We start from the raw sequence: 21,767 nt of genomic DNA, 5'->3' as shown, positions 1-21,767 counted from the left end.
TTTTTATAAACGAGCCTACAATGATCGACAAAAATGCTGCAATATATATTGCCGGACACCAAGGAATGGTTGGAAGTGCTATTTGGAGAACCTTACAAGCAAAAGGTTACCATAATCTTATAGGAGCTTCAAGTAAAGAATTGGATTTAAGAGAACAAGAAGATGTTCGGGACTTTCTTCGAAAAATAAAACCTGATGTTATTATAGATGCTGCGGCAAAGGTAGGAGGGATCATGGCGAATAATGATTTTCCCTATCAATTTTTGATGGAAAACATGCAAATTCAAAATAACCTTATTGGGGAAGCGCATAAGTTGGGTGTAAGCAAGTTTATCTTTTTAGGTAGTTCGTGTATTTATCCAAAATTAGCATTACAGCCTTTAAAAGAAGAGTATTTGATGACAGGTTCGTTAGAAACTACAAACGAATGGTATGCTTTAGCAAAAATTAGTGGTGTAAAATTATGCCAGGCCATACGCAAACAATTCAAAAAAGATTTTGTGAGTTTAATGCCAACAAATTTATACGGTATCCATGACAATTTTGATTTGAACAGTTCTCACGTTTTGCCGGCGATGATTCGTAAATTTCATGAAGGCAAAGAAAATAATAATGCTTCAGTTATTCTTTGGGGTACAGGTAAACCAATGCGGGAATTTCTATTTGTAGATGATATGGCAGAAGCTGTAATTTTTGCTTTAGAAAATGAACTTCCGGGACATTTGTACAATGTGGGAAGCGGAGAAGATATTACTATTAAAGAATTAGCTGCTATCATACAAAAAATCGTCGGGCATACCGGACAGATTATTTGGGATGATAACAAGCCGGATGGGACACCAAGAAAATTACTGGATGTTTCTAAAATGCATAAGATTGGTTGGAAACACCAGGTCAATCTTGAACAAGGAATTCAAAAAACCTACAATTGGTTTTTGGAAAACATTGAAAATTTCAAAGAAAAGATCTATTAGTAGGTCCTTTTAATTTATCTCCAACAAAAATTTTATCGTTACGATTTTAAAAATTTGCACTTTGCAACACAATGCCTTGTGCCTTATACTTAACATTATGAATCCATTAAAAAAAATAGCTTTTATTACAGGTGTTACCGGACAAGACGGAGCTTATTTGAGTGAATTTTTACTAGAAAAAGGCTATATCGTACACGGTTTAAAAAGACGAACTTCTATGTTTAATACAGATCGTATCGATCATTTATATCAAGATCCATATATAGAAAACAGGAATTTTATTTTGCATTATGGTGATATGACTGATAGTACCAATTTGACTCGTTTAATTCAGCAAATTCAGCCTGATGAGATTTATAATTTGGCGGCGATGAGTCATGTAGCAGTTTCATTTGAAACTCCGGAATATACTGGAAATGCAGATGGATTAGGAACCTTGCGCCTTCTGGATGCGATTCGCTTACTGGGGTTGGAAAAAAAGACACGAATTTATCAGGCATCGACTTCAGAGTTGTATGGGAAAGTGCAGGAAGTACCCCAAACTGAAAAAACACCTTTTTATCCGCGCTCGCCTTATGCTGTGGCAAAAATGTATGCCTATTGGATTACCGTAAATTATAGAGAAGCTTATGGAATGTATGCCTGTAACGGAATTTTGTTTAATCATGAATCACCTATTCGTGGAGAAACTTTTGTAACGCGTAAAATTACCAGAGCAACTTCAAGAATAGCTTTAGGATTGCAAGAAAAATTATACCTAGGAAATCTGGATGCTAAACGCGATTGGGGACATGCCAAAGATTATGTGCGTATGATGTGGATGATTTTGCAAGCAGAAGAACCTGAAGATTGGGTAATTGCAACAGGGACAACTACTCCAGTTCGTGAATTTGTTCGTATGAGTTTTGCAGAAGTAGGTATTGAATTAGAATTTAAAGGTAAAGGCGTAGAAGAAAAAGGCTTTGTGAAATATTGTAGCAACCCGGATTATCAGATTGCTATAGGGACAGAAGTATTGGCAGTTGATCCAAATTATTTTAGACCTACAGAAGTAGATTTACTAATAGGAGATGCTTCAAAAGCCAGGACTAAACTAGGTTGGCAATGCCAATACGATTTACCTGCATTAGTAAAAGAAATGATGGAATCTGATTTAAAGTTGATGGCTAAAGAACAGCATTTAAAGGAATTTGGTTATAGCATCTTAAATTATTTCGAGTAAACCAATAATAAAGTAGTAGAACGTAATTTTTTATGCTTCCTAAAAGATATTAAATGAAAATTAAAAATATTTGCTGTTTAGGTGCCGGTTACGTTGGTGGTCCAACGATGTCTGTTATCGCATTAAAATGCCCGGAAATTAAAGTAACTGTTGTAGATTTAAACGAAGCTCGCATTTCGGCATGGAATGAGGCGGATCTGGATAAGTTACCTGTTTATGAACCAGGACTTGCAGAAGTAATTCGTGAGGCAAGAGGTCGTAATTTGTTTTTTTCAACTGAAGTAGAGCGTGCAATTGAAGCTGCAGATATGATTTTTATAGCAGTAAATACTCCCACGAAAACTTATGGAGAAGGCAAAGGAATGGCGGCAGATTTAAAATTTGTTGAGCTTTGTGCCAGACAAATAGCCCGAGTAGCCAAAACGGATAAAATAATAGTCGAAAAATCAACTCTTCCAGTCCGGACAGCCGAAACATTACAGACTATTTTAGATCATACAGGTAACGGTGTTAAATTTGAAGTACTTTCAAATCCGGAGTTTTTAGCAGAAGGAACAGCTATTGATGATTTACTTAATGCCGACAGGGTTTTAATTGGAGGAAAACAAACGGAGAGTGGTCTACAGGCAATTCAGTTTTTGGTTGATATTTACAGGCACTGGTTGTCACCAGAACAAATTTTAACCACAAATGTATGGTCTTCAGAATTATCAAAATTAACTGCTAATGCATTTTTAGCGCAAAGAATTTCCTCGATTAATGCGTTATCTGCTTTATGTGAAGTAACTGAAGCAGATGTAGATGAAGTTGCCAATGCCATTGGAACTGATACTCGAATTGGATCAAAATTTCTTAAAGCTTCAGTAGGATTTGGAGGATCTTGTTTTCAAAAAGACATTCTAAATTTAGTCTATTTATGCCGCTATTTTAATTTACCTGAAGTGGCTAATTATTGGGAGCAGATTATTATCCTGAACGATTATCAGAAATATCGTTTTGCAAAGAATATTATCAACACGCTTTTTAATACAGTTAGTGGGAAGAAAATAACTTTTTTAGGTTGGGCATTTAAAAAAAACACCAACGATACCAGAGAGTCCGCTGCTATTTATGTAGCAGAACATCTCATTGAAGATGGCGCAGAAATTCATATTTATGACCCAAAAGTTTCTGAAGAAAAAATCAAATCCGATATGCGCTATATATTGGAATTAAAGGGACTTACAGAACAGAAAATTGAATCAAAAATAAAACAAATTTTCGTTTATAAAACAGCAATGGATGCTCTCGATCAAGCTCATGCTGTTGCAGTGTTAACTGAATGGGATGAATTTAAAAAGTATGATTGGGCGACTATTTATTCCAGAATGTATAAGCCTGCTTTTGTATTTGATGGGCGTAATATTCTGGATGCAGAAAAATTAAAAACAATTGGTTTTCAGATTAAGGGAATTGGAAAAGGGTAAGCTAATCGAGTACATAAAAAACTATTTTTTTAACCATTTTATTTTCATTCCTTGAAAAATATTTTGATAAAGTTCAAACAGCATCCTAAGTATGATACAGTCATAAGTTGGGGAAAATTGCTTTCGATTACCGGAAGTGCTCAAATTATTATACAGATTTTAGGATTTGGTTCGGGTATTTTAATAATCCGTTTGTTAACTGTTCAGGAATATGCTTTTTATACTTTAGCTAATACAATGCTGGGGATGATGGCCGTACTTGCTGACGGGGGTATCGTTCCGGGAGTCATGGCTCAAGGAGGAAAAGTTTGGGAAAATAAGCAAAAAATGGGCACTGTTTTAGCAACTGGTTTAGATTTAAGAAGAAAATTTGCAATTGCAAGTTTGTTAATCTCAGTACCTATTTTGTTTTATCTTTTATTGCATAATGGTGCTAGTTGGATTATGGCATTACTTATAGCAACGGCGCTGATCCCTGCTTTTTATGCGACTTTATCAGATTCTTTATTAGAGATTATTCCTAAATTGAACCAGACTATTGTACCATTACAACGAAATCAAATCGAGGTAGGAGTTGCCAGATTATTTTTATCAGGTTTAACTATGTTTGTTTTTCCCTGGGCTTTTGTAGCTATATTAACGGCAGGTATCCCTCGTATATGGGGAAATGTTGGTTTAAGAAAAATAGTCTATACTATGGCTGACAAAGACAAAAAGCCTGACAAAGAAGTGAGAAGTGAAATATTAAGCTTAGTTAAACGGATACTTCCAACCTCTATTTATTACTGTTTTTCAGGGCAAATTACAATTTGGTTAGTTTCTATTTTTGGCAATACACATTCTTTGGCTCAATTAGGTGCTTTAAGTAAAGTAAGTGTTATGTTGTCCATTTTCAATGTAATAATTGCAACATTAATTATCCCTCACTTTGCCAAATTAGTTTCAGATAAATATCTATTGCTTAACCGTTTCTTGCAAATAATGGGGCTCTTGCTTGTTTTAGTAAATGCTATCGCTTTAATAGTTTATTTATTTCCTACTCCAATTCTATGGGTACTTGGAGACGCTTACAAAGGTTTGCAATTTGAGTTGTTATTAAGTATAATTAGTAGCTGCATTGGCTTACTAGGGGGAGTCGTTTTTAACTTATATACATCAAGAGGTTGGGCTATGTCTCCAATAGTGTCAATTTTAATTAATTTGTTTTCGATTGTTTTTTTTGCAAGTGCATTAGATTTAAGGAGCTTAAAAGGAGTTTTGTTTTTTAATATAGCCTTAGGAATAGTTTCATTGTTGCAAACCATTTTGTTTTGTTTATATAATATTTTTCTAATAAAAAATAATGATAAAGAATTAACCCAATAAAAATGGGATTTAAGAGAAATAGAAAAATAAGTAATTATTAATATCAGTAAGTTCTTAGACAGTTTTATTTGACAATATGGAAATTCTTTTTATTTGCGGCTCAGCCGAAATTGGTAATGATGGTGTAGGCGATTATACTCGTCGATTATGTGGAAAACTTATAAAATCTGGCCATGAAGCTCAAATATTATCTTTATGTGACCATCAGGCAAATTCTTTTATCAGTGAAACTCAAATAACAGAAGAAACGGACGTACTGGTACATAGAATACCTATTTCAACTCCCAATAATCAACGCCTAATTTGGTTACAAAGTGTTTTGAAAACTTTTGAACCCGATTGGATTTCTTTACAATATGTCCCTTATAGTTTTAACCCGAAAGGATTGCCATTTTGGCTTCCGTCTTACTTAAAAAAAATAAAAGGAAATCATAAGTGGCATATAATGTTTCATGAATTATGGTTAGGGATCGATGTTGAATCTTCTATCAAACACAAATGTATTGGTCGATTACAACAAATTATAGCTAAAAAGGTAATTCATAATACTAAAACACATTTTATAAGTACTCAAAATAAATTATATCAATTCTTTCTGCAATCTCATAATATTAGTGCAGAAATTTTACCAATTTGTGGTAATATACCTTTGACAGGAATAAAAAAAGAGTCTGTGGAATTTGTGCAGTTTGTTTTATTTGGTACAATTCATAATGGAGCTCCTTTTGAAGATTTTGTTGCTGATTTAATGAGTACTTCAAATAAGTTTGAAAAACCAATAAAATTTGTTTTTATTGGTAAAAACGGCCCGGAACTTACAAGTTACACCTCTATACTTGATCATTATAAAATAGGTTATGAGGTTTTAGGCGTACAATCTGAAAATGTAATATCACAAGTACTCCGTGATAGTGATTTTGGAATATCTACAACACCTTATTACCAAAGTGAAAAAAGCGGAGTTTATGCGGCCTACAAAGAGCATCAGCTAAATACGATTTGTGTTTCACGCGAATGGACCCCAATAAAGGGACAGTACATTATACCACAAATGATTAAATATGAAAAAAATAATTTGAATATAATTCCGATGGATATTGAAGTTCCTGATACGCAAAATATGGCCACACAGTTTATTAATTCAATTTTCGTATCATGAAGTTATTGGTTTCTCATCCAACATTAAATGCGAATTCAAAAAATCTGATGATTGGATTATTGCAAAATAAGCTAGTTTTTAAATTATTTACGTCGATAGCAATATTCCCGGGGCAGCTATTATACAAATTAAGCAGTAACCCCAAATTAAAAGATTTAAAAAGAAGAAGTTTAGATAAAACATGGCAACCTTACACAAGATCAAACTCTTTTTTTGAGTTTGGACGTTTATTAACTTCAAAATTGAATTTAGATAGTTTAATTGCACATGAAAATGGTGTTTTTTGTATTGACAAAGTTTATCAAAAGCATGATAAATGGGTTTCAAATAATTTAGCGAAAGCAAAAAAAAGAGGCCTGTCAGGAGTCTATGCCTATGAAGATGGAGCATTGTCTACCTTTAAAAAAGCAAAACAATTAGGACTTTGCTGTATTTATGACTTACCTATTGGTTATTGGAAAAGTGCCCGGTTATTACTGCAGGAAGAATTTGACGTCAATCCTGATTGGTCAGGCACACTTACGGGATTTAATGACTCAGTAGATAAACTCCAAAAAAAAGATCAGGAATTAGCATTGGCCGATGTGCTCTTTGTTGCAAGTAGTTTTACCAAAGAGACATTAAAAGAGTATTCAGGAGATTTACCGGAAATAAAAGTAATTCCGTATGGATTTCCGGAAGTTAAGCAAAAGAAAAACTATCAGCCGCTTGGAAATAGAAAGCTTAAAGTTTTATTTATAGGCGGTCTATCGCAACGAAAAGGGATCTCTTATTTATTTGAAGCAGTTGAAGGAATGCAAAATAAAGTAGAGTTGACTGTTGTAGGTCAAAAAGCAGTAGCTAATTGCGCTGCACTGAATGAAGCCTTAGAAAAACACACATGGATTCCGTCTTTACCTCATGAAGAAATATTAGCCTGTATGAGTGAACATGATGTATTTGTTTTTCCTTCTCTTTTTGAAGGTTTTGGTTTGGTAATAACAGAAGCAATGTCGCAAGGAGTACCAGTCATTACAACAGATCGTACTGCAGGACCGGATCTGATCAGGGATGACGAAGATGGATGGATTGTGCCGGCCGGTTCTTCATCGGCACTGAAAGAAGTTCTTATTAAAATACTGGAAAAACCAGAAATACTGGAACAATTCGGATTAGCAGCTCAAAATAAAGCTAAAGCCAGACCATGGTCTGTTTATGGACAGGAAATGGCTGATGCACTTTCTTCGTTAGAGATTTAAAACAAATAGAATAAATGGATAGTACGATAGAAGAAGTAGTAGAACCAAGATATAACTTTTTAAAAATAGCTATTTGGTTGTATTTTTTACTTTGGATTTTTGAAGGTGCTTTACGTAAATGGGTTTTACCAGGACTGGCTACACCATTACTGATTGTACGTGATCCTGTTGCTATTTTTATAATAGGCAGGGCTTTATATGAGAATGTAAAATTTATAAATCCATATATTATTTTTGGATCGATATTTACCTTGTTTGGGTTAGTAATTACACTAACATTTGGGCATGAAAATCTTTTCGTAGGTATTTATGGTGCCAGAATTATGCTGCTTCATTTTCCACTTATTTTTATAATTGGACAAGTTCTGGTAAAAGAAGATGTGCTAAAAGTCGGACGATTTCTTTTAGTAATGAACATTTTAATGACAACTATTGTTTATTTTCAATTTATAAGTCCTCAATCAGCATTTATAAATATTGGTGTTGGAGGAGAGGGAAGTGCAGGATTTTCCGGAGCGATGGGTTACAGCAGGCCACCAGGAACATTTTCGTTTATTTCAGGTTTGTCTATTTTCTATACAGCGGTCTCTGTCTTCGTTTTTTATTTTTGGTTGTCTAAGGATTACTGTTCCAAAATTCTACTTTATACCAGTACCATTGCCTTAGTTATTGCGTTGCCTCTTACTATAAGCCGTGGTGCCGTTGTGGCTGTTGCTATTGTAGGCTTATTCGCCATCATCGCGTCAGTAACTTCAGCCAAAATGTTAGTTAAATTGCTTATTAGTGGTATTGCTTTCTATTTAGTGATACTCATTTTACAAAAATATTCTACAATATTTAGTTTAGGTACTGAAGTATTTATGGATCGAGTAGATACCGTGAATAAAGTAACTGGCGGAGGTTTAACGGATTCAATTTTTTTAAGGGCCATAAATGAATTCATCGGACCTATCTTGGAACTATTTGATCAGCCACTGTTTGCAGGAAATTTAGGTATGGGAACAAATGCCGGTGCTCAAATGTTAACAGGTAAAATTGTCTTTCTGGTTGGAGAAACAGAGTTTAGTCGCATAGGAGGTGAACAGGGAATTATTCTTGGAGGGGGACTTATGGTTTTGCGTATCGTTTTAGCAATTAGTATCGCTGTTCAGTCTATAAAGTTACCGAAAGAAGAAAAACTTCTGCCATTTATTATTTGCGGAGCTGCCTGCATAGCAATATTTCAAGGACAATGGGCTCAACCCAGTATTTTAGGTTATGCAGTTATAATGACGGGTTTAGTTATGGCTAGTTTAAAAAAGGAAGAAACTTCGTCGAAAAAAAATAGTTTATGATTAGAAGAATAATTTTAATTGGTAATTATAAGCCCGACAAGCAATTTAGTATGCAAATTTTTGAAGTTCTAATGGCAGAAGGATACACAAAATCCAAGCTTCACGTTAAAGTGATTCGTCCTGGTGAGATATTCAGAAAATTAAGCTTAAATAGGCAAGGCGTAATGAAATGGTTAGGATATATAGACAAGTTTTTTTTATTCCCTATTCAGCTTTTAGTTACGAGAAGCATAAATTTTATCTTGTTTAGATCAGTAAGTTATCATATTTGTGATCATTCTAATGCTTTTTACCTTTATTTTCTACCTAAAAAGAAAACAATTATCACCTGTCATGATGTTTTAGCAATAAGAGCGGGTCTTGGATTTGGAGATACTTATTGTCATGCCACAAAATCTGGCAAAGTATTGCAAAAGATAATTTTAAAAGCCTTATCAGGAGCTAAAAAACTGGCCGCAGTATCTGAATTTACACTAAATCAATTATTAGAGATTGATACAAAAGGTGATAGCAACAAAAATTGGATAATTATTCATAATGCTTTATCTGAAAAGTTTGTGCCTTTGCCAGAAGAGCAGATTCAGGCAGTATTAAATAAGTTTCAACAACTAAAAGGCAAGGACATTATTTTGCATGTAGGTTCTGATCTGGAACGTAAAAACAGAAAATTATTGATCTATATGATTTATGAATTGCAACAGAATTGGGATGGATTATTAGTTTTGGCCGGAGAAGTACTAAATGCACAACTGCTTGAATTAATTCAAAAATTAAATGTTTCCGATAAAATTTTGCAAATACAGAATCCTAGTGATATTGAAATTATAGCACTTTATTCCAGGTGTCAGGCCATGATTTTTCCCTCTTATTCTGAAGGTTTCGGCTGGCCAATAATCGAAGCTCAGGCTTGCGGATCGCCTGTTATTACAAGCAATAAAGCTCCTATGATGGATGAAGTAGGCGGAAATGCTGCATTATATGCTGATCCAAACGATGCAAGCTCTTTTGCAAATCAGTTTTTAAAATTTAATGATATAAAATTTAGGGACGCTACCATTAAACTTGGATATGAAAATGCAAAACGATTTGATTTCAGTAATACAATTCGGCAATATGTTGAATTAATAGAAAATTAATCATGTTGGTACTAAAAATAATAACCGTTTTATTGCCTTGGCCTTTAAAACGATTTGTTCTGATTCATTTTTTTAAATATGATATTCATTCATCAGCCAGAATTGGTTTTTCATGGATTTATCCTAAAAGGCTGATTATGGATTTGGATTCTAATATTGGAAACTTTAATGTCGCAGTACATTTGCATTTAATGATAATTGGAAAACACTCGAGCATTGCAAGAGGTAACTGGATCACTGGATTTCCTACTAACACTAATTCTAAGCATTTTTCACATCAGCCAGATCGCAAATCGAATTTAATAATTGGAGAACATTCGGCTATTACAAAAAAACATCATATAGACTGCACTAACATGATTCAGATTGGCAATTTTGTTACAATTGCAGGTTATTCAAGTCAATTGCTTACCCATTCAATTAATATCGAATTAAATATTCAGGACAGTCATCCCATAACTATTGGAGATTATTGTTTTGTTGGAACTGCTTCAACTATTTTAGGCGGCGCGTCTTTACCAGCCAATTCTGTGCTTGGAGCAAATGCCTTATTAAATAAAAAGTTTACAGTTCCTTACAGATTATACGGTGGGAATCCTGCTAAAGAAATCAAAGAACTGTCAAAAAATTGTAAATATTTTAATAGACAAAAAGGTTTTGTCTATTGAATACTCAAACTATCAACATAACTAACATAATGATCCAGACATGAAAATAATTCATTATATAGCTAGTATTGATAAAAGTGGCGGTGGAACCACAGAATATATGCGGTTGCTGAGCGCAGCATTAAAAAAAGATACCTCCTTTAGCATTGCTACAGGTATTTCTAAGGACCCTATAAATATTGAAGGTGTTCCAATAAAGTTTTTTAACAGCAATTTATTTCGATGGTTTTCCTTAATGAATGAGTTTCATTCTTTTCTTAAAAGTGAAAAACCTGATATTGTACATATTAACGGAATTTGGACCCCTCAAAATTGGGGATTTCAAAATGTGGCGCAAAAACAGGGAATAAAAGTAGTAGTATCACCTCATGGCATGCTGGAACCCTGGATTCTGGCTCATAATTCATTCAAAAAAAAGATTGCATTGTTTTTATATCAAAAGAGAGCTCTGAAACAGTCAATATGTCTTCATGCAACTGCTCAAATGGAGGCAGCAAATATTAAAGCTTTAGGTTATAAAAATCCTATTCATATTATTCCAAACGGAATTTATTTAAGTGATATAAAAGTGATTAAGGAATGTTACGGAACAAAAAAAATGATATTTATGTCCCGGATTCATCCTAAAAAAGGTATTGAAATCCTGTTGGAAGCCTGGAGAAATTGTTATACAGAGGATTGGACTCTTGAAATTGCAGGGACAGGTGAAGAAAATTACATGGCAAGTCTAATTCAAAGTGTCGAGGATTTAGAAAATGTGCGTTTTGTTGGAGCACAGTATGGTGAAGAAAAGTGGGACTTCTTGCGATCTGCCGATGTAATGGTACTGCCAACGCATAGCGAGAATTTTGGAATCGTAGTTGCCGAAGCTCTGGCAGTAGGGGTTCCGGTAATAACAACTCAAGGTACACCGTGGGAAGATTTAGAAATATATAAATGTGGGTGGTGGATTGATTTATCGGTTAGGAATTTAGAAGATGCATTATTTAAAGCCTTCAATGCACCAATCATGTTATTAGAAGTTATGGGAAGGCAAGGACGGGAACTAGTGAAAAATAAATACGACATGGAAGTAATGGGTAAGCAAATGTTGGAATTATATAAGAATATCTAAGCGATGAAAATAACAATAGTTCAGGGCGCTTTTTTTCCTGTGCCCCCATTAATGGGCGGAGCTGTTGAAAAAATGTGGTACGGTTTAGCAAAAGAATTTGCGAATCGGGGACACGAAGTAAACTATATCTCAAAATCATTTGAAGGACTTTCAAATGTTGAAAGTGAAGATGGAATTGACCATATTAGAGTAAAAGGCTATAAAGCACCATCTTCTGGTATTGTACTAAAGATTCTGGATTTATTTTACACTTTAAAAGCTGTTCGAAAAATTGCCACTAATACAGATATCATAATTTCAAATACCTTTTGGCTGCCTATTATTTTATCATTGAAGCAAAAGAAAAAATGTATGATAGATGTCGCGAGAATGCCAAAAGGACAAATGAAATTTTATACCAAAAATGCACGTTTAAGAGCTAATTCCAGCCCTGTAGCAAAAGCAATAAAAGATGAAATCAAGACCGAATATTTTGATAAGGTCGTTATGATACCAAATACATTACCTTACAGAAACACAACTACTATTGATTTTTCAAAAAAGCAAAAAATAATTTTATATACGGGTCGAATTCATCCTGAAAAAGGTTTAGATATTTTAATAAAATCTTTTGTTTCCCTTGACGCAAAAGATTGGCAATTACTTATTGTAGGTCCTTATTCTACAGAAACCGGAGGAGGAGGAGGAGCTTATCTGGATAAACTAAAACAGTTAGCCCAAAATAGCAACGTGAGATTTTTGGAACCTATTTTCGATATCGATAAATTAAATGTAATATATTCAAAAGCCTCTGTATTTGTCTATCCTTCTATAGCAGAACAAGGTGAGACTTTTGGCGTTTCACCTTTAGAAGCTATGAGTTGGGGATGTGCTACAATAGTTTCAAATTTAGATTGTTTCAAAGATTTTTTAATTCATAATAAAAATGGTTTGTGTTTCGACCATCGCGCAGAAAGAAGAGTCGAAATTTTGAGTCAGTATCTTAAAGACTTAATAAATAATCCGCAACTAATCAATGACTTAGCAACAGCAGGCTTGATGGTAAATGATACACATTCCAATGAAAAATTAGCAGCAGAATTCTTAAATGAATTTGAGTCTATGAAAATCACCCAAAATTAAGAATGAAACAAAAGTATTCTCAAAATTCACCGTACGATTCACCATGGTCTGTATCGCAGCGTATTAAAATGATAGTATGGGAATATGTTTGGTTATTATTTTGTACCTGGACTCCAAAACCTGCTAATTCATGGAGGTTGTTTTGGCTCAAATTGTTCGGATGTAAAATTTATGGAAAACCATTTGTGCATCAAAGGGCAAGAATTCAAATTCCATGGAACCTGATCTTACACGATCACGCATGCCTGGGTGATCGGGCCAATGCTTATACGTTGGGAGTTATAGAAATATTTGAGCACGCCACAGTAGGCCAGGAAGTATATCTGTGTACTGGTACTCATGCATTTAATGAACCTGCTATGAATTTGATAACGAGTAAAATAATAATACAAAGAAATGTTTTTATTGGGGTAAGAGCTATCATAATGCCTGGCATAATAGTAGGAGAAAATGCTATTATAGGAGCAGGAAGTTTAGTGACTAAAAATGTCGAAAAAAATACCATAGTAGGAGGAAATCCTGCCAAACTTATAAAACCTAGAAGCTTTGAATAAAATTCCAATTTCTGTAATCGTTTCTGTAAAGAACGAAGCTTTAAATTTACCATCTTGTTTGGATAAACTCGAGCGTTTTGATCAAATAATTGTAGTAGATTCCTGCAGCACTGATGATACTCCGATTATTGCAAAGACCAAGGGGGCCGAAGTATTGCAGTTCCAATGGAATGGTAAATTTCCAAAAAAACGCAATTGGGCACTACAAAATGCTGACCTTCGCCACGAGTGGATTTTGTTTTTGGACGCTGATGAATTTGTTTCTGATGAATTTGTAAACGAAGTCGGTATCAAAATCCACGATCCCTATTATAATGGTTTCACAATACGTTTTGAAAACTATTTTATGGGAAGGAAACTTAAATATGGGTATGGATTTCAAAAGTCGGCTCTTTTTAAGAAATCAAAGGGCGCTTATGAAAAAATCGATGAAGATTTGTGGAGCCATTTAGACATGGAGGTACATGAACATCCAATTATTGAGGGTAAGGTTGGGGTTATTAAATCGAAAGTTGTTCATAAAGATTTTAAAAACTTAGAACATTACATATCCAAACATAACGCTTATTCTACTTGGGAAGCCCACAGATACCTGCAGTTAAAGCAAACGAAAAATACCCTTCTATCTTTCAATCAAAAAATTAAATACAGTCTTATTAATACAGGACTACTTCCTGCGGTCTATTTTTTAGGTTCTTACTTTTTTAAATTGGGCTTTTTAGATGGTAAGGAAGGATTTTATCTGGCACGTTTTAAGTCACATTACTTTTTTCAAATTCAAACCAAAATTGATTCATTCAAAAATAACATCGAATTAAAATGAAAAGAATATTGATAACTGGAGGAGCTGGATTTGTCGGTTCTCATTTGTGTAAAAGATTGTTGAATGAAGGAAATGAAGTGATTTGTCTGGACAATTACTTTACGGGAGCTAAATCCAATATAATTGAGCTGTTGGATAATCCTTATTTTGAAATGGTAAGACACGACATAACAGAGTCCTATTACGCTGAGGTTGACGAGATTTACAATCTGGCTTGTCCTGCATCTCCTGTTCATTACCAATATAATCCGATAAAAACAATTAAAACTTCTGTAATGGGTGCCATCAATGTTTTAGGATTAGCCAAACGTGTTAATGCTAAAGTATTGCAAGCCAGTACTAGTGAAGTGTATGGAGATCCGTTGGTACATCCTCAAACCGAAAGCTATTGGGGGCATGTAAACCCAATAGGTATTCGCTCCTGTTATGACGAAGGAAAGCGTTGTGCCGAGACTTTATTTATGGATTATCACAATCAGAACAAAGTTGCCATTAAAATCATTAGAATATTTAATACTTACGGGCCTAATATGAACCCGGGTGATGGGAGAGTGGTTTCGAATTTTATTGTACAGGCTCTGCAGGGAAAAGATATTACCATTTTTGGAGATGGTTTGCAAACCCGTTCATTTCAATACGTTGATGATTTAGTTGAAGGCATGATTCGTATGATGGGGTCTGAACCTTCATTTCTGGGTCCGGTAAATTTAGGCAACCCTAACGAATTTACGATGCTCGAACTGGCACAGGCAATTATTGAATTGACAGGTTCCAAATCGAAAATTATTCATCTTGATTTACCACAAGATGATCCCAAACAAAGACAGCCAGACATTTCTTTGGCAAAAAATAAGCTTAATGGCTGGGAGCCTAAAATACAATTGCGAGAAGGTCTGATTACTACCATCAGCTATTTTGAAAAGCTATTGGTAAAGCTATAGCCAACCTCTTTTTTATAAAATAATACAATTTATTTCTACTTTTTTTTCTCAGTTTTTTATTGGGGGATCAGGTTTTTATACGCTAAAAATTCAGTTAGTATTAATCTTAAAATCTATATGATGAGAATAACTATTATAACCGTATGTTTCAATAGAAAAGCTACTATCGAAAAAGCTATCAAAAGTGTATTGGAACAAAATTATCATGATATTGAATACATTATCATTGATGGCAATTCTACAGATGGTACAAAAGAAATTATTGAATCTTACGGAGACAAAATATCCAAATTTGTCTCAGAACCTGATAGTGGAATGTATGATGCAATAAATAAAGGACTCAAATTGGCAACAGGAGATGTTGTTGGTTTGATGCATTCTGATGATGAATTTTATGATAAAAAGGCCATTGGAAGAATTGCCGCTCGTTTTAATGCTGACCCTAGTATTGATGGCGTTTATGGTGATGGTGTTTATGTTTCGAACGATAAGGAAGAACGTCTGATTCGCGATCGTATAGGGGGTGTCTTTAGTCTCAAAAAAATTAAAGAAGGTTGGTTGCCTTTGCATCCTACTGTTTACCTAAAGAAAACAATAATAGATAATAATGGTGCTTATAACCTTGATTTTAAAATAGCATCAGATACTGAATTCTTACTTCGCTACTTGTACAAATATAAAATTAAGATGAGTTATATCGATTCTTACATCGTTAGAATGAGAATGGGAGGTATGAGTACCAGTTTTAAATCTGCGTTTGAAGTTTTATATGAAGACTATAAGATTTATAAGTTTCATGGTTTAACAGCAATTCAGACTGTCTTTCTTAAAAAGACTATTGCTTTAAGACAATACATGCTGCATTTATAAAAGATCAAAATTAATCTGTCTACTTTTTTTGATAGTCTAAATCACCAGCGAAAAAGTGGGTTAACAGCAGGATTTGCCAAATAGATAAATTAAATAAAACCAGTAATTGTAACCAGGAAATGAAAACTTTTTTCGTTTATGAAAACATTCTGAATAAGGATATTTTTAGCTCTGAAAAAGTTTTCATTTTAAATTGATTAGAATCTGGAATAGATAAATATTAATATATATACAGTTAAAATGAAGAAAATTTTCCTTTCGATTATTTTATTGCTTTTATTGATGCTTCAGTCTTGTACAACCAAAAAGCAAATGTTGTATTTACAAGATTTAGATAACTATGCGAATTCGAATTTAAATTATACATCGAGTAAAATACAACCGAATGATATTTTAAAAGTTGAAGTTGGTGATCTTAACCCTTTAGTAGCTGCGCCTTTTAATATAAATACGACTGCGACTTCGCAAACATCAGTAGAAATGATGAGATTATCAGGCTATTTAGTGACTCCACATGGGAATATCACGCTGCCAATTTTAAACGAAATTAAAGTGGGTGGTTTAACACCGGCCGATGCAGAGATAAAAATAAAAGGGCGTCTTGTAAATGAAGGTTATTTAGTAAATCCTACAGTGCAGGTTCGCGTTCTCAATAATAAATTTACCATTTTGGGAGAAGTAAATGCTCCAGGTGTAATATCTTTTAGTGAAGAGTCTATTAGCTTACTTGATGCAATAGGGCTGGCAAAAGATTTAACGTATTCAGCCATTCGAAAAGATGTAAAACTTATTAGAGAACAAGACGGAAAGCGTTTGGTTTACCACATCGATTTAACTACGGCTGCTTGGATGTCTAATCCAAATTTCCGAATAAGACAAAACGATGTTATTGTGGTAACACCTAATAAACTAAAAGTAAATAGCGGGGGATTAATCAAGGACCCGATACAACTGCTGGCGATATCTGCCTCTATTTTAACAGTTATTCTTTTGCTGACAGATTAATACTGATATAAAAGAGAATTTTACATTTTTCTACTTAATTAAAATAATTATGGATTTAAAAAAAGAGTTTTTAAAGTATTTACAGTATTGGCCTTGGTTTTTGCTAAGCTTAATTTTATGTGTAGGTGCCGCTTTTATTTTTATCAAAATAGTACCACCAACATACCAAACTTCGGCTTTGATCTTTATAGATAAAAAACAAGAAGACAAAACAAAAATAATTACCATCACTACGAATCAAAAAAATGATGATGATAATGTAGAGGAAGAAATCCGTCTAATTACCTCTAATGAATTTTTGATGGATGTAGTAAAAAATGTGAATTTAAATATTAGCTATTTTGAAAAAGTATATACCATCCAAAATAATAATGTAAATGAAGTTCCCTTCATTTTGAAATTTACGGTTTCTAATGATTCATTACCACAAGTTTCTTATGACATTAAAGTAAATAAAGAAGGATTTACCATTACAGATCCTGATACCGAAGAAAAGTATGACGTTAAAGGATACGAAGGAGATCAGATCATTAAAGGTTTACCATTTAAAATTCAGTTGTCTCAAAAAGCGAAGAAAAATCCAGCCTATTATTTCGAAAACGAATATAAAGTGAGTCTTGAACCTACCGCTATTGCTTTAAAAAATCTAAAGTCATCGCTTATCGTTTTATCCGATGAAAAGTCAAAAGGAACAATAGAATTAAATCACACTGGTTCAAGCCCTGTGCTTTCAAGAAAAATATTAAATGAAATTATCATTTTGCTGGATAAAAATATTGTTATCAACAAGCAAAAATTATTTACAAATACGGTTTCTTACTTAAATCAAAGAATAAGAACTTTCACTAAAGAAAAAGATTCTATTGAAAGTGTAAAAGAAAAATATTTGCAAAATAATGATATCGCGGTAATGGACAATTATGCTATCGAAAGAACCGCCGAGAGAAGCCAGAAAAAAGAAAGCTCTATGCTTAATGAAAAACAAATTACACTTACTAGTTATGCTATTAGTGATATTAAGAGATCTGGTGCTACCCAAACTTTAGGTACAGATTATAATTTAGAATCACCGATAGTTAATCAAATGCTTTTAAATTATAATGCAAAACTTCTTGAGAGTGAAGTAATCCTGGAAAGAGCACAAAAAAACAATCCTGCCTACATTACTTTAATAACCCAATTAACTAGTCAAAAGCAGCAGATAGTGAATACTTTAGAAGGTTATTTGAACTTTTTAAATCAAAATAACAGAGTTAATAAATCGGAAGAAAATATTGCCGAATCAAAAGTTAAAAACATTCCTACACAAGATAAAGTTTTGGGCAATATCAATAGTGATCTAAGTATGAAAGAAGAAACCTATGTAGCATTATTACAAAAGAGGGAAGAGGCTGTTTTGAATGGTGCGATTTTAGAATCAAATTTAAATACTTTAAACGCGCCCGAAACGAATTATACGGCAATCTTTCCGCAACCAAAATCATTTTTGCTTGGTGCTTTTATGTTTGGTTTGCTTCTTCCTTTTGGATTCATATACCTGCGTTTAGTCTTAGATACCAAAATACATAACGAAGACGATATTCTGAAAATAATGTCTAATATTCCTATTTTGGGGTACATTCCTAAAGTAGATAATGGTGAAAAACTCGATAACACGGCTACTTCACGTTCTATGATAGCGGAAGCAACACGTACTGTGGTTTCAAATATATCTTATTTACTACCAAAAAAAGAGGAAAAGAAAGGACGAGTAATATTGTTTACTTCTTCTATTCAGGGAGAAGGGAAATCCTTTAGCGCATTTCATAATGCTATAACCGTTAGTAACCTTAATAAAAAAGTATTGCTAATAGGTGTCGATCTAAGAAATCCTCAATTGCATGATTATTTTAAAGTGGATAAAAATAAATTAGGGCTCACCAATTTCCTGGCTAATAAAAGTGATGACTGGAAAGGATTCGTGCAAAAAGATACTACTTTTTCTAAAAACCTGGATATTTTATTTGCAGGAGAGGCTCCTCCTAATCCTTCACAATTAATAACCAATTCTAATTTTGAATCCTTAATTGAAGAGGCAAAAATGCTTTATGATTTTATACTACTTGATACTGCTCCGGTACAAATAGTATCTGACACACTCAATTTTAGTTATTTGGCTGATGTTACCGTATTTGTAGTAAAATATGGTTTTACAGATAAAAGCAATTTAGTTCACATAAATAATTTTATTAAGAAAGAGCAGTTGAAAAATGTAGGGATCCTTATAAACGGAGTAAATATGAAAACCGCTTATAGCTACGGCTATGGACTAAACTATGGTTATCAATACAAGGAGGTAAAAGTAAGACGCCCGTGGTATAAGAGAGGCCTTACGATGAAAGAAGCCTAATAATAGTCTGGTGCTACAAACCCATCTCAAACAAAAAACTGTTTATTAATATTAAAAGATAAAAATGGTTCATAAAATACTTCTAATGATATTGCTTTTAATTATCGCTGTCGTTTTTTATTTTTCCTGGTTACCTGATCCCAGCCTTAAAAGTGAAAGCTATTTACCAAACTGGCTTTTGAAGTGGAGTAATCATTATTATAATTTACGTACTGCTATTCCTTTTATAGCTGTCGGTTTTTTACTCGAAGCCTATACGAAGTACAAGAATTCAAATGAATTAAATCCTGCTAAAAATTTCAATTTTATACAAAATATTGGTATCGCGACAATAATTGTTTGTATAGCTGAGGGCGGGCAATTTTTAATTCATAAAAGGAGTCCGGATTTCATGGACGTTTTTTACGGAATTATTGGAAGTGTAATAGGGGCAGTAGGTTACAATTTATTTAAAAAAAATCAGAAATGCGAAACAGACATAAATTTACGTTCATAATTTGCTGTGCTATTGCAGACATGATCGCTATGGTATTTGCTACCATACTATTTTTGAATTATGCAAGTGAAGAAAAGATTGGATGGAATGCCTTATTTCTTAACAAGATGATTCCAATTACAATTTTAAGTTGGTTATTCTCGGTTACTTATTTTCAATTATATAAAGTAAATGTTCTTTTCAGTTTAGAAACTTTTTTTCGCAATAGTTGGCGTGCTTTCTTCACACAAAGAATACTGTGGCACAGTTATATATTTATTTTTCAGGATAATGTATTGTACTTCTTTAGTAGCAGGGCAAATTTATTTCAAATAAGTTTTTTGCTGTTCTATTTTTTGCTGTCCAGAATTTTATTTACTGTAATTATAGGCCAAATTAAAGGATGGGTTTTCAAACGTTATACAGTTGCGATATGGGGATTTAACAAAACAAGTATCGAATTGGCATCTCATTTAGAGAGCAACTCTTTTTTTATTGATTTCGTAGGTATTCTCAATGAAAATTCTTCTGTTGAATACATAAATAATGAAGATTTCAGTGAAGCGCTTTCCGAAGCTATTGATAATGCATCCAGAGACAATATTAATGAATTATTCATAGTATCTAAGCCTGATTTCATCTCAGATTTGAATTATTTCTTTGAGCTGGGAGATAAACATTGTATGCGTTTGAAATTTGTTCCTGATTTTTCATCCATTTCAAAAAAACATTTTAATTCCAGCCATTTAAATAATTTTCATGTCATCAAACCACGTTTTGAACCATTACAAAATGCCTACAATCGGTTAGTGAAGAGAATATTTGACCTTGTTTTCAGCATGTTGGTCATTATTTTTATTTTGTCATGGCTTTATCCTTTGTTAGCCATTCTTATTAAGAGACAAAGTAAAGGACCTGTTTTATTCAAACAAATGCGAACGGGTAAAAAAAACGAACATTTTTGGTGTTATAAATTCCGAAGTATGTATGTAAATATGGGGGATGAAAGTGAACAGGCAAAAAGAGAAGATTGCCGAATTACACCTATCGGGAAATTCCTTCGACGTACTAGTCTCGATGAGATGCCTCAATTTTTTAATGTCCTGATGGGAAAAATGAGTATAGTAGGACCACGGCCTCATATGATCAAACATACATCAGACTACAATGGTCATATTAATAATTTTATGGTTCGTCATTTTGTCAAACCGGGAATTACTGGTCTGGCTCAGGTATCGGGACTTAGAGGCGAAACCAAAAAAGTATCCGATATGAAGCGCCGCGTTACGACAGACATCGAATATGTGCAACGCTGGAGCTTAATCACTGATATTAAAATTTGCTTATTAACAGTTATTGTAACCTTGAAAGGAGATAAAAATGCTTTTTAACTAAAAAATAGAAATTATGGATATTACTAATTACTTTGTTGGTTTACTTACAGGAGTTTCTGTGACAACCTTTTTTATTGGAAAAGAATGGTATAAATATTATACGAAATACACGATTCAACAAAAACAATTGGACCGGGTTCTGAAATTGAATGATAAAATTAAAAAAATTAAGAATTTGAGTTCAACAGGAACTTCGAATCTTAATGTTGGTTAGAATCATTTTCTTAGTTTATTTTTTCCAGGAATGTTTTGCAAAAATCAACCGTATCGGTAATGATTTTTTGTGAAGTGAAATAATATTGTCTTTTATTATTTTTTGCCAAAATTGATACTTGTTTGCACTCAAAAGTTTCGCAGAGTTTATAATTGAATTTAATAATAATTCTTTCCTTGTTTTAAGCATGTCTTTAAAGTGTTCAGAATATAAAATATGCTCTTTTTTATATTCAGGGATAATTTCCTCTCACTATATAATTAGAGCATAAATTATTATAAGAAAGATAAATGTTAATTCTTAA

General features: G+C 33.3%; 20 protein-coding genes. All 20 read left to right on the top strand.

Translation table 11 applies throughout. The features are described 5' to 3' along the window. Positions 1–20 precede the first annotated feature (20 nt). The 20 genes from AC3ITQ_RS19385 to AC3ITQ_RS19290 all read left to right on the top strand — a co-directional run bounded on the left by AC3ITQ_RS19385 (position 21) and on the right by AC3ITQ_RS19290 (position 21,463). Positions 21–974, top strand: coding sequence for a GDP-L-fucose synthase family protein (locus AC3ITQ_RS19385; RefSeq protein WP_489235775.1), 954 nt, complete (start codon positions 21–23; stop codon positions 972–974). A gap of 97 nt (positions 975–1,071) precedes the next feature. After that, entirely contained in the window at positions 1,072–2,196 is a 1,125-nt protein-coding gene (gene gmd, locus AC3ITQ_RS19380) for a GDP-mannose 4,6-dehydratase (RefSeq protein ID WP_489235774.1), read from the top strand. A 53-nt stretch (positions 2,197–2,249) separates the two neighbouring features. Continuing rightward, positions 2,250–3,662, top strand: coding sequence for a UDP-glucose 6-dehydrogenase (locus AC3ITQ_RS19375; RefSeq protein WP_489235773.1), 1,413 nt, complete (start codon positions 2,250–2,252; stop codon positions 3,660–3,662). A gap of 51 nt (positions 3,663–3,713) precedes the next feature. Further along, positions 3,714–5,027: an MATE family efflux transporter gene (locus AC3ITQ_RS19370; RefSeq protein ID WP_489235772.1), complete on the top strand. Its 1,314-nt coding sequence runs from the start codon at positions 3,714–3,716 to the stop codon at positions 5,025–5,027. Positions 5,028–5,103: 76 nt separating this feature from the next. Next, the gene (locus tag AC3ITQ_RS19365; RefSeq protein WP_489235771.1) at positions 5,104–6,186 is read left to right on the top strand and encodes a hypothetical protein; all 1,083 of its coding nucleotides are present in this window, start codon (positions 5,104–5,106) and stop codon (positions 6,184–6,186) included. Next, positions 6,183–7,424, top strand: coding sequence for a glycosyltransferase family 4 protein (locus AC3ITQ_RS19360; protein ID WP_489235770.1), 1,242 nt, complete (start codon positions 6,183–6,185; stop codon positions 7,422–7,424). The genes AC3ITQ_RS19365 and AC3ITQ_RS19360 overlap by 4 nt, the downstream gene beginning before the upstream one ends. 14 nt (positions 7,425–7,438) lie before the next feature. Further along, a complete protein-coding gene (locus AC3ITQ_RS19355; RefSeq protein WP_489235769.1) occupies positions 7,439–8,758 on the top strand; it encodes a hypothetical protein in 1,320 nt (439 codons plus the stop codon). After that, positions 8,755–9,894, top strand: coding sequence for a glycosyltransferase family 4 protein (locus AC3ITQ_RS19350; RefSeq protein ID WP_489235768.1), 1,140 nt, complete (start codon positions 8,755–8,757; stop codon positions 9,892–9,894). The genes AC3ITQ_RS19355 and AC3ITQ_RS19350 overlap by 4 nt, the downstream gene beginning before the upstream one ends. Positions 9,895–9,896: 2 nt before the next feature. Continuing rightward, positions 9,897–10,562, top strand: a complete 666-nt coding sequence (locus AC3ITQ_RS19345; RefSeq protein ID WP_489235767.1) for an acyltransferase — start codon at positions 9,897–9,899, stop codon at positions 10,560–10,562. A gap of 40 nt (positions 10,563–10,602) precedes the next feature. Next, positions 10,603–11,676: a glycosyltransferase gene (locus AC3ITQ_RS19340; protein ID WP_489235766.1), complete on the top strand. Its 1,074-nt coding sequence runs from the start codon at positions 10,603–10,605 to the stop codon at positions 11,674–11,676. A gap of 3 nt (positions 11,677–11,679) precedes the next feature. After that, positions 11,680–12,798, top strand: coding sequence for a glycosyltransferase family 4 protein (locus AC3ITQ_RS19335; protein WP_489235765.1), 1,119 nt, complete (start codon positions 11,680–11,682; stop codon positions 12,796–12,798). Positions 12,799–12,800: 2 nt separating this feature from the next. After that, positions 12,801–13,352, top strand: coding sequence for a DapH/DapD/GlmU-related protein (locus tag AC3ITQ_RS19330; RefSeq protein WP_489235764.1), 552 nt, complete (start codon positions 12,801–12,803; stop codon positions 13,350–13,352). Further along, positions 13,345–14,175 (top strand): glycosyltransferase family 2 protein, encoded by an 831-nt coding sequence (locus AC3ITQ_RS19325; protein WP_489235763.1) that lies wholly within the window; start codon positions 13,345–13,347, stop codon positions 14,173–14,175. Before AC3ITQ_RS19330 ends, AC3ITQ_RS19325 begins: the two co-directional genes overlap by 8 nt. After that, positions 14,172–15,116 (top strand): UDP-glucuronic acid decarboxylase family protein, encoded by a 945-nt coding sequence (locus AC3ITQ_RS19320; protein WP_489235762.1) that lies wholly within the window; start codon positions 14,172–14,174, stop codon positions 15,114–15,116. Before AC3ITQ_RS19325 ends, AC3ITQ_RS19320 begins: the two co-directional genes overlap by 4 nt. Positions 15,117–15,233: 117 nt before the next feature. Then, entirely contained in the window at positions 15,234–15,986 is a 753-nt protein-coding gene (locus AC3ITQ_RS19315) for a glycosyltransferase family 2 protein (RefSeq protein ID WP_489235761.1), read from the top strand. Between the two features lie 240 nt (positions 15,987–16,226). Beyond that, a complete protein-coding gene (locus AC3ITQ_RS19310) occupies positions 16,227–16,991 on the top strand; it encodes a polysaccharide biosynthesis/export family protein (protein WP_489235760.1) in 765 nt (254 codons plus the stop codon). 49 nt (positions 16,992–17,040) lie between these two features. Continuing rightward, positions 17,041–19,380, top strand: coding sequence for a GumC family protein (locus tag AC3ITQ_RS19305; protein WP_489235759.1), 2,340 nt, complete (start codon positions 17,041–17,043; stop codon positions 19,378–19,380). Positions 19,381–19,465: 85 nt separating this feature from the next. Beyond that, positions 19,466–19,876 carry a VanZ family protein gene (locus AC3ITQ_RS19300; RefSeq protein WP_489235758.1) on the top strand — a complete coding sequence of 137 codons (411 nt, stop codon included), beginning with the start codon at positions 19,466–19,468 and terminating at the stop codon, positions 19,874–19,876. Continuing rightward, positions 19,846–21,246 (top strand): exopolysaccharide biosynthesis polyprenyl glycosylphosphotransferase, encoded by a 1,401-nt coding sequence (locus tag AC3ITQ_RS19295; protein ID WP_489235757.1) that lies wholly within the window; start codon positions 19,846–19,848, stop codon positions 21,244–21,246. Before AC3ITQ_RS19300 ends, AC3ITQ_RS19295 begins: the two co-directional genes overlap by 31 nt. A gap of 16 nt (positions 21,247–21,262) precedes the next feature. Continuing rightward, positions 21,263–21,463 carry a hypothetical protein gene (locus tag AC3ITQ_RS19290; protein WP_194655979.1) on the top strand — a complete coding sequence of 67 codons (201 nt, stop codon included), beginning with the start codon at positions 21,263–21,265 and terminating at the stop codon, positions 21,461–21,463. Positions 21,464–21,767 lie beyond the last annotated feature (304 nt).

The sequence above is a fragment of the Flavobacterium sp. KH_001 genome, assembly GCF_057840745.1.
Note: the sequence above shows the minus strand (reverse complement) of the source record. Positions and strands in the feature narration are given on the sequence as shown.

Excerpts from the sequence above, each read along its gene's own strand:
- AC3ITQ_RS19385 (WP_489235775.1), top strand. The coding sequence starts at position 21 with ATGATCGACAAAAATGCTGCAATATATATTGCCGGACACCAAGGAATG.
- gmd (WP_489235774.1), top strand. The coding sequence starts at position 1,072 with ATGAATCCATTAAAAAAAATAGCTTTTATTACAGGTGTTACCGGACAA.
- AC3ITQ_RS19375 (WP_489235773.1), top strand. The coding sequence starts at position 2,250 with ATGAAAATTAAAAATATTTGCTGTTTAGGTGCCGGTTACGTTGGTGGT.
- AC3ITQ_RS19365 (WP_489235771.1), top strand. The coding sequence starts at position 5,104 with ATGGAAATTCTTTTTATTTGCGGCTCAGCCGAAATTGGTAATGATGGT.
- AC3ITQ_RS19360 (WP_489235770.1), top strand. The coding sequence starts at position 6,183 with ATGAAGTTATTGGTTTCTCATCCAACATTAAATGCGAATTCAAAAAAT.
- AC3ITQ_RS19355 (WP_489235769.1), top strand. The coding sequence starts at position 7,439 with ATGGATAGTACGATAGAAGAAGTAGTAGAACCAAGATATAACTTTTTA.
- AC3ITQ_RS19350 (WP_489235768.1), top strand. The coding sequence starts at position 8,755 with ATGATTAGAAGAATAATTTTAATTGGTAATTATAAGCCCGACAAGCAA.
- AC3ITQ_RS19345 (WP_489235767.1), top strand. The coding sequence starts at position 9,897 with ATGTTGGTACTAAAAATAATAACCGTTTTATTGCCTTGGCCTTTAAAA.
- AC3ITQ_RS19340 (WP_489235766.1), top strand. The coding sequence starts at position 10,603 with ATGAAAATAATTCATTATATAGCTAGTATTGATAAAAGTGGCGGTGGA.
- AC3ITQ_RS19335 (WP_489235765.1), top strand. The coding sequence starts at position 11,680 with ATGAAAATAACAATAGTTCAGGGCGCTTTTTTTCCTGTGCCCCCATTA.
- AC3ITQ_RS19330 (WP_489235764.1), top strand. The coding sequence starts at position 12,801 with ATGAAACAAAAGTATTCTCAAAATTCACCGTACGATTCACCATGGTCT.
- AC3ITQ_RS19320 (WP_489235762.1), top strand. The coding sequence starts at position 14,172 with ATGAAAAGAATATTGATAACTGGAGGAGCTGGATTTGTCGGTTCTCAT.
- AC3ITQ_RS19315 (WP_489235761.1), top strand. The coding sequence starts at position 15,234 with ATGATGAGAATAACTATTATAACCGTATGTTTCAATAGAAAAGCTACT.
- AC3ITQ_RS19310 (WP_489235760.1), top strand. The coding sequence starts at position 16,227 with ATGAAGAAAATTTTCCTTTCGATTATTTTATTGCTTTTATTGATGCTT.
- AC3ITQ_RS19305 (WP_489235759.1), top strand. The coding sequence starts at position 17,041 with ATGGATTTAAAAAAAGAGTTTTTAAAGTATTTACAGTATTGGCCTTGG.
- AC3ITQ_RS19300 (WP_489235758.1), top strand. The coding sequence starts at position 19,466 with ATGATATTGCTTTTAATTATCGCTGTCGTTTTTTATTTTTCCTGGTTA.
- AC3ITQ_RS19295 (WP_489235757.1), top strand. The coding sequence starts at position 19,846 with ATGCGAAACAGACATAAATTTACGTTCATAATTTGCTGTGCTATTGCA.
- AC3ITQ_RS19290 (WP_194655979.1), top strand. The coding sequence starts at position 21,263 with ATGGATATTACTAATTACTTTGTTGGTTTACTTACAGGAGTTTCTGTG.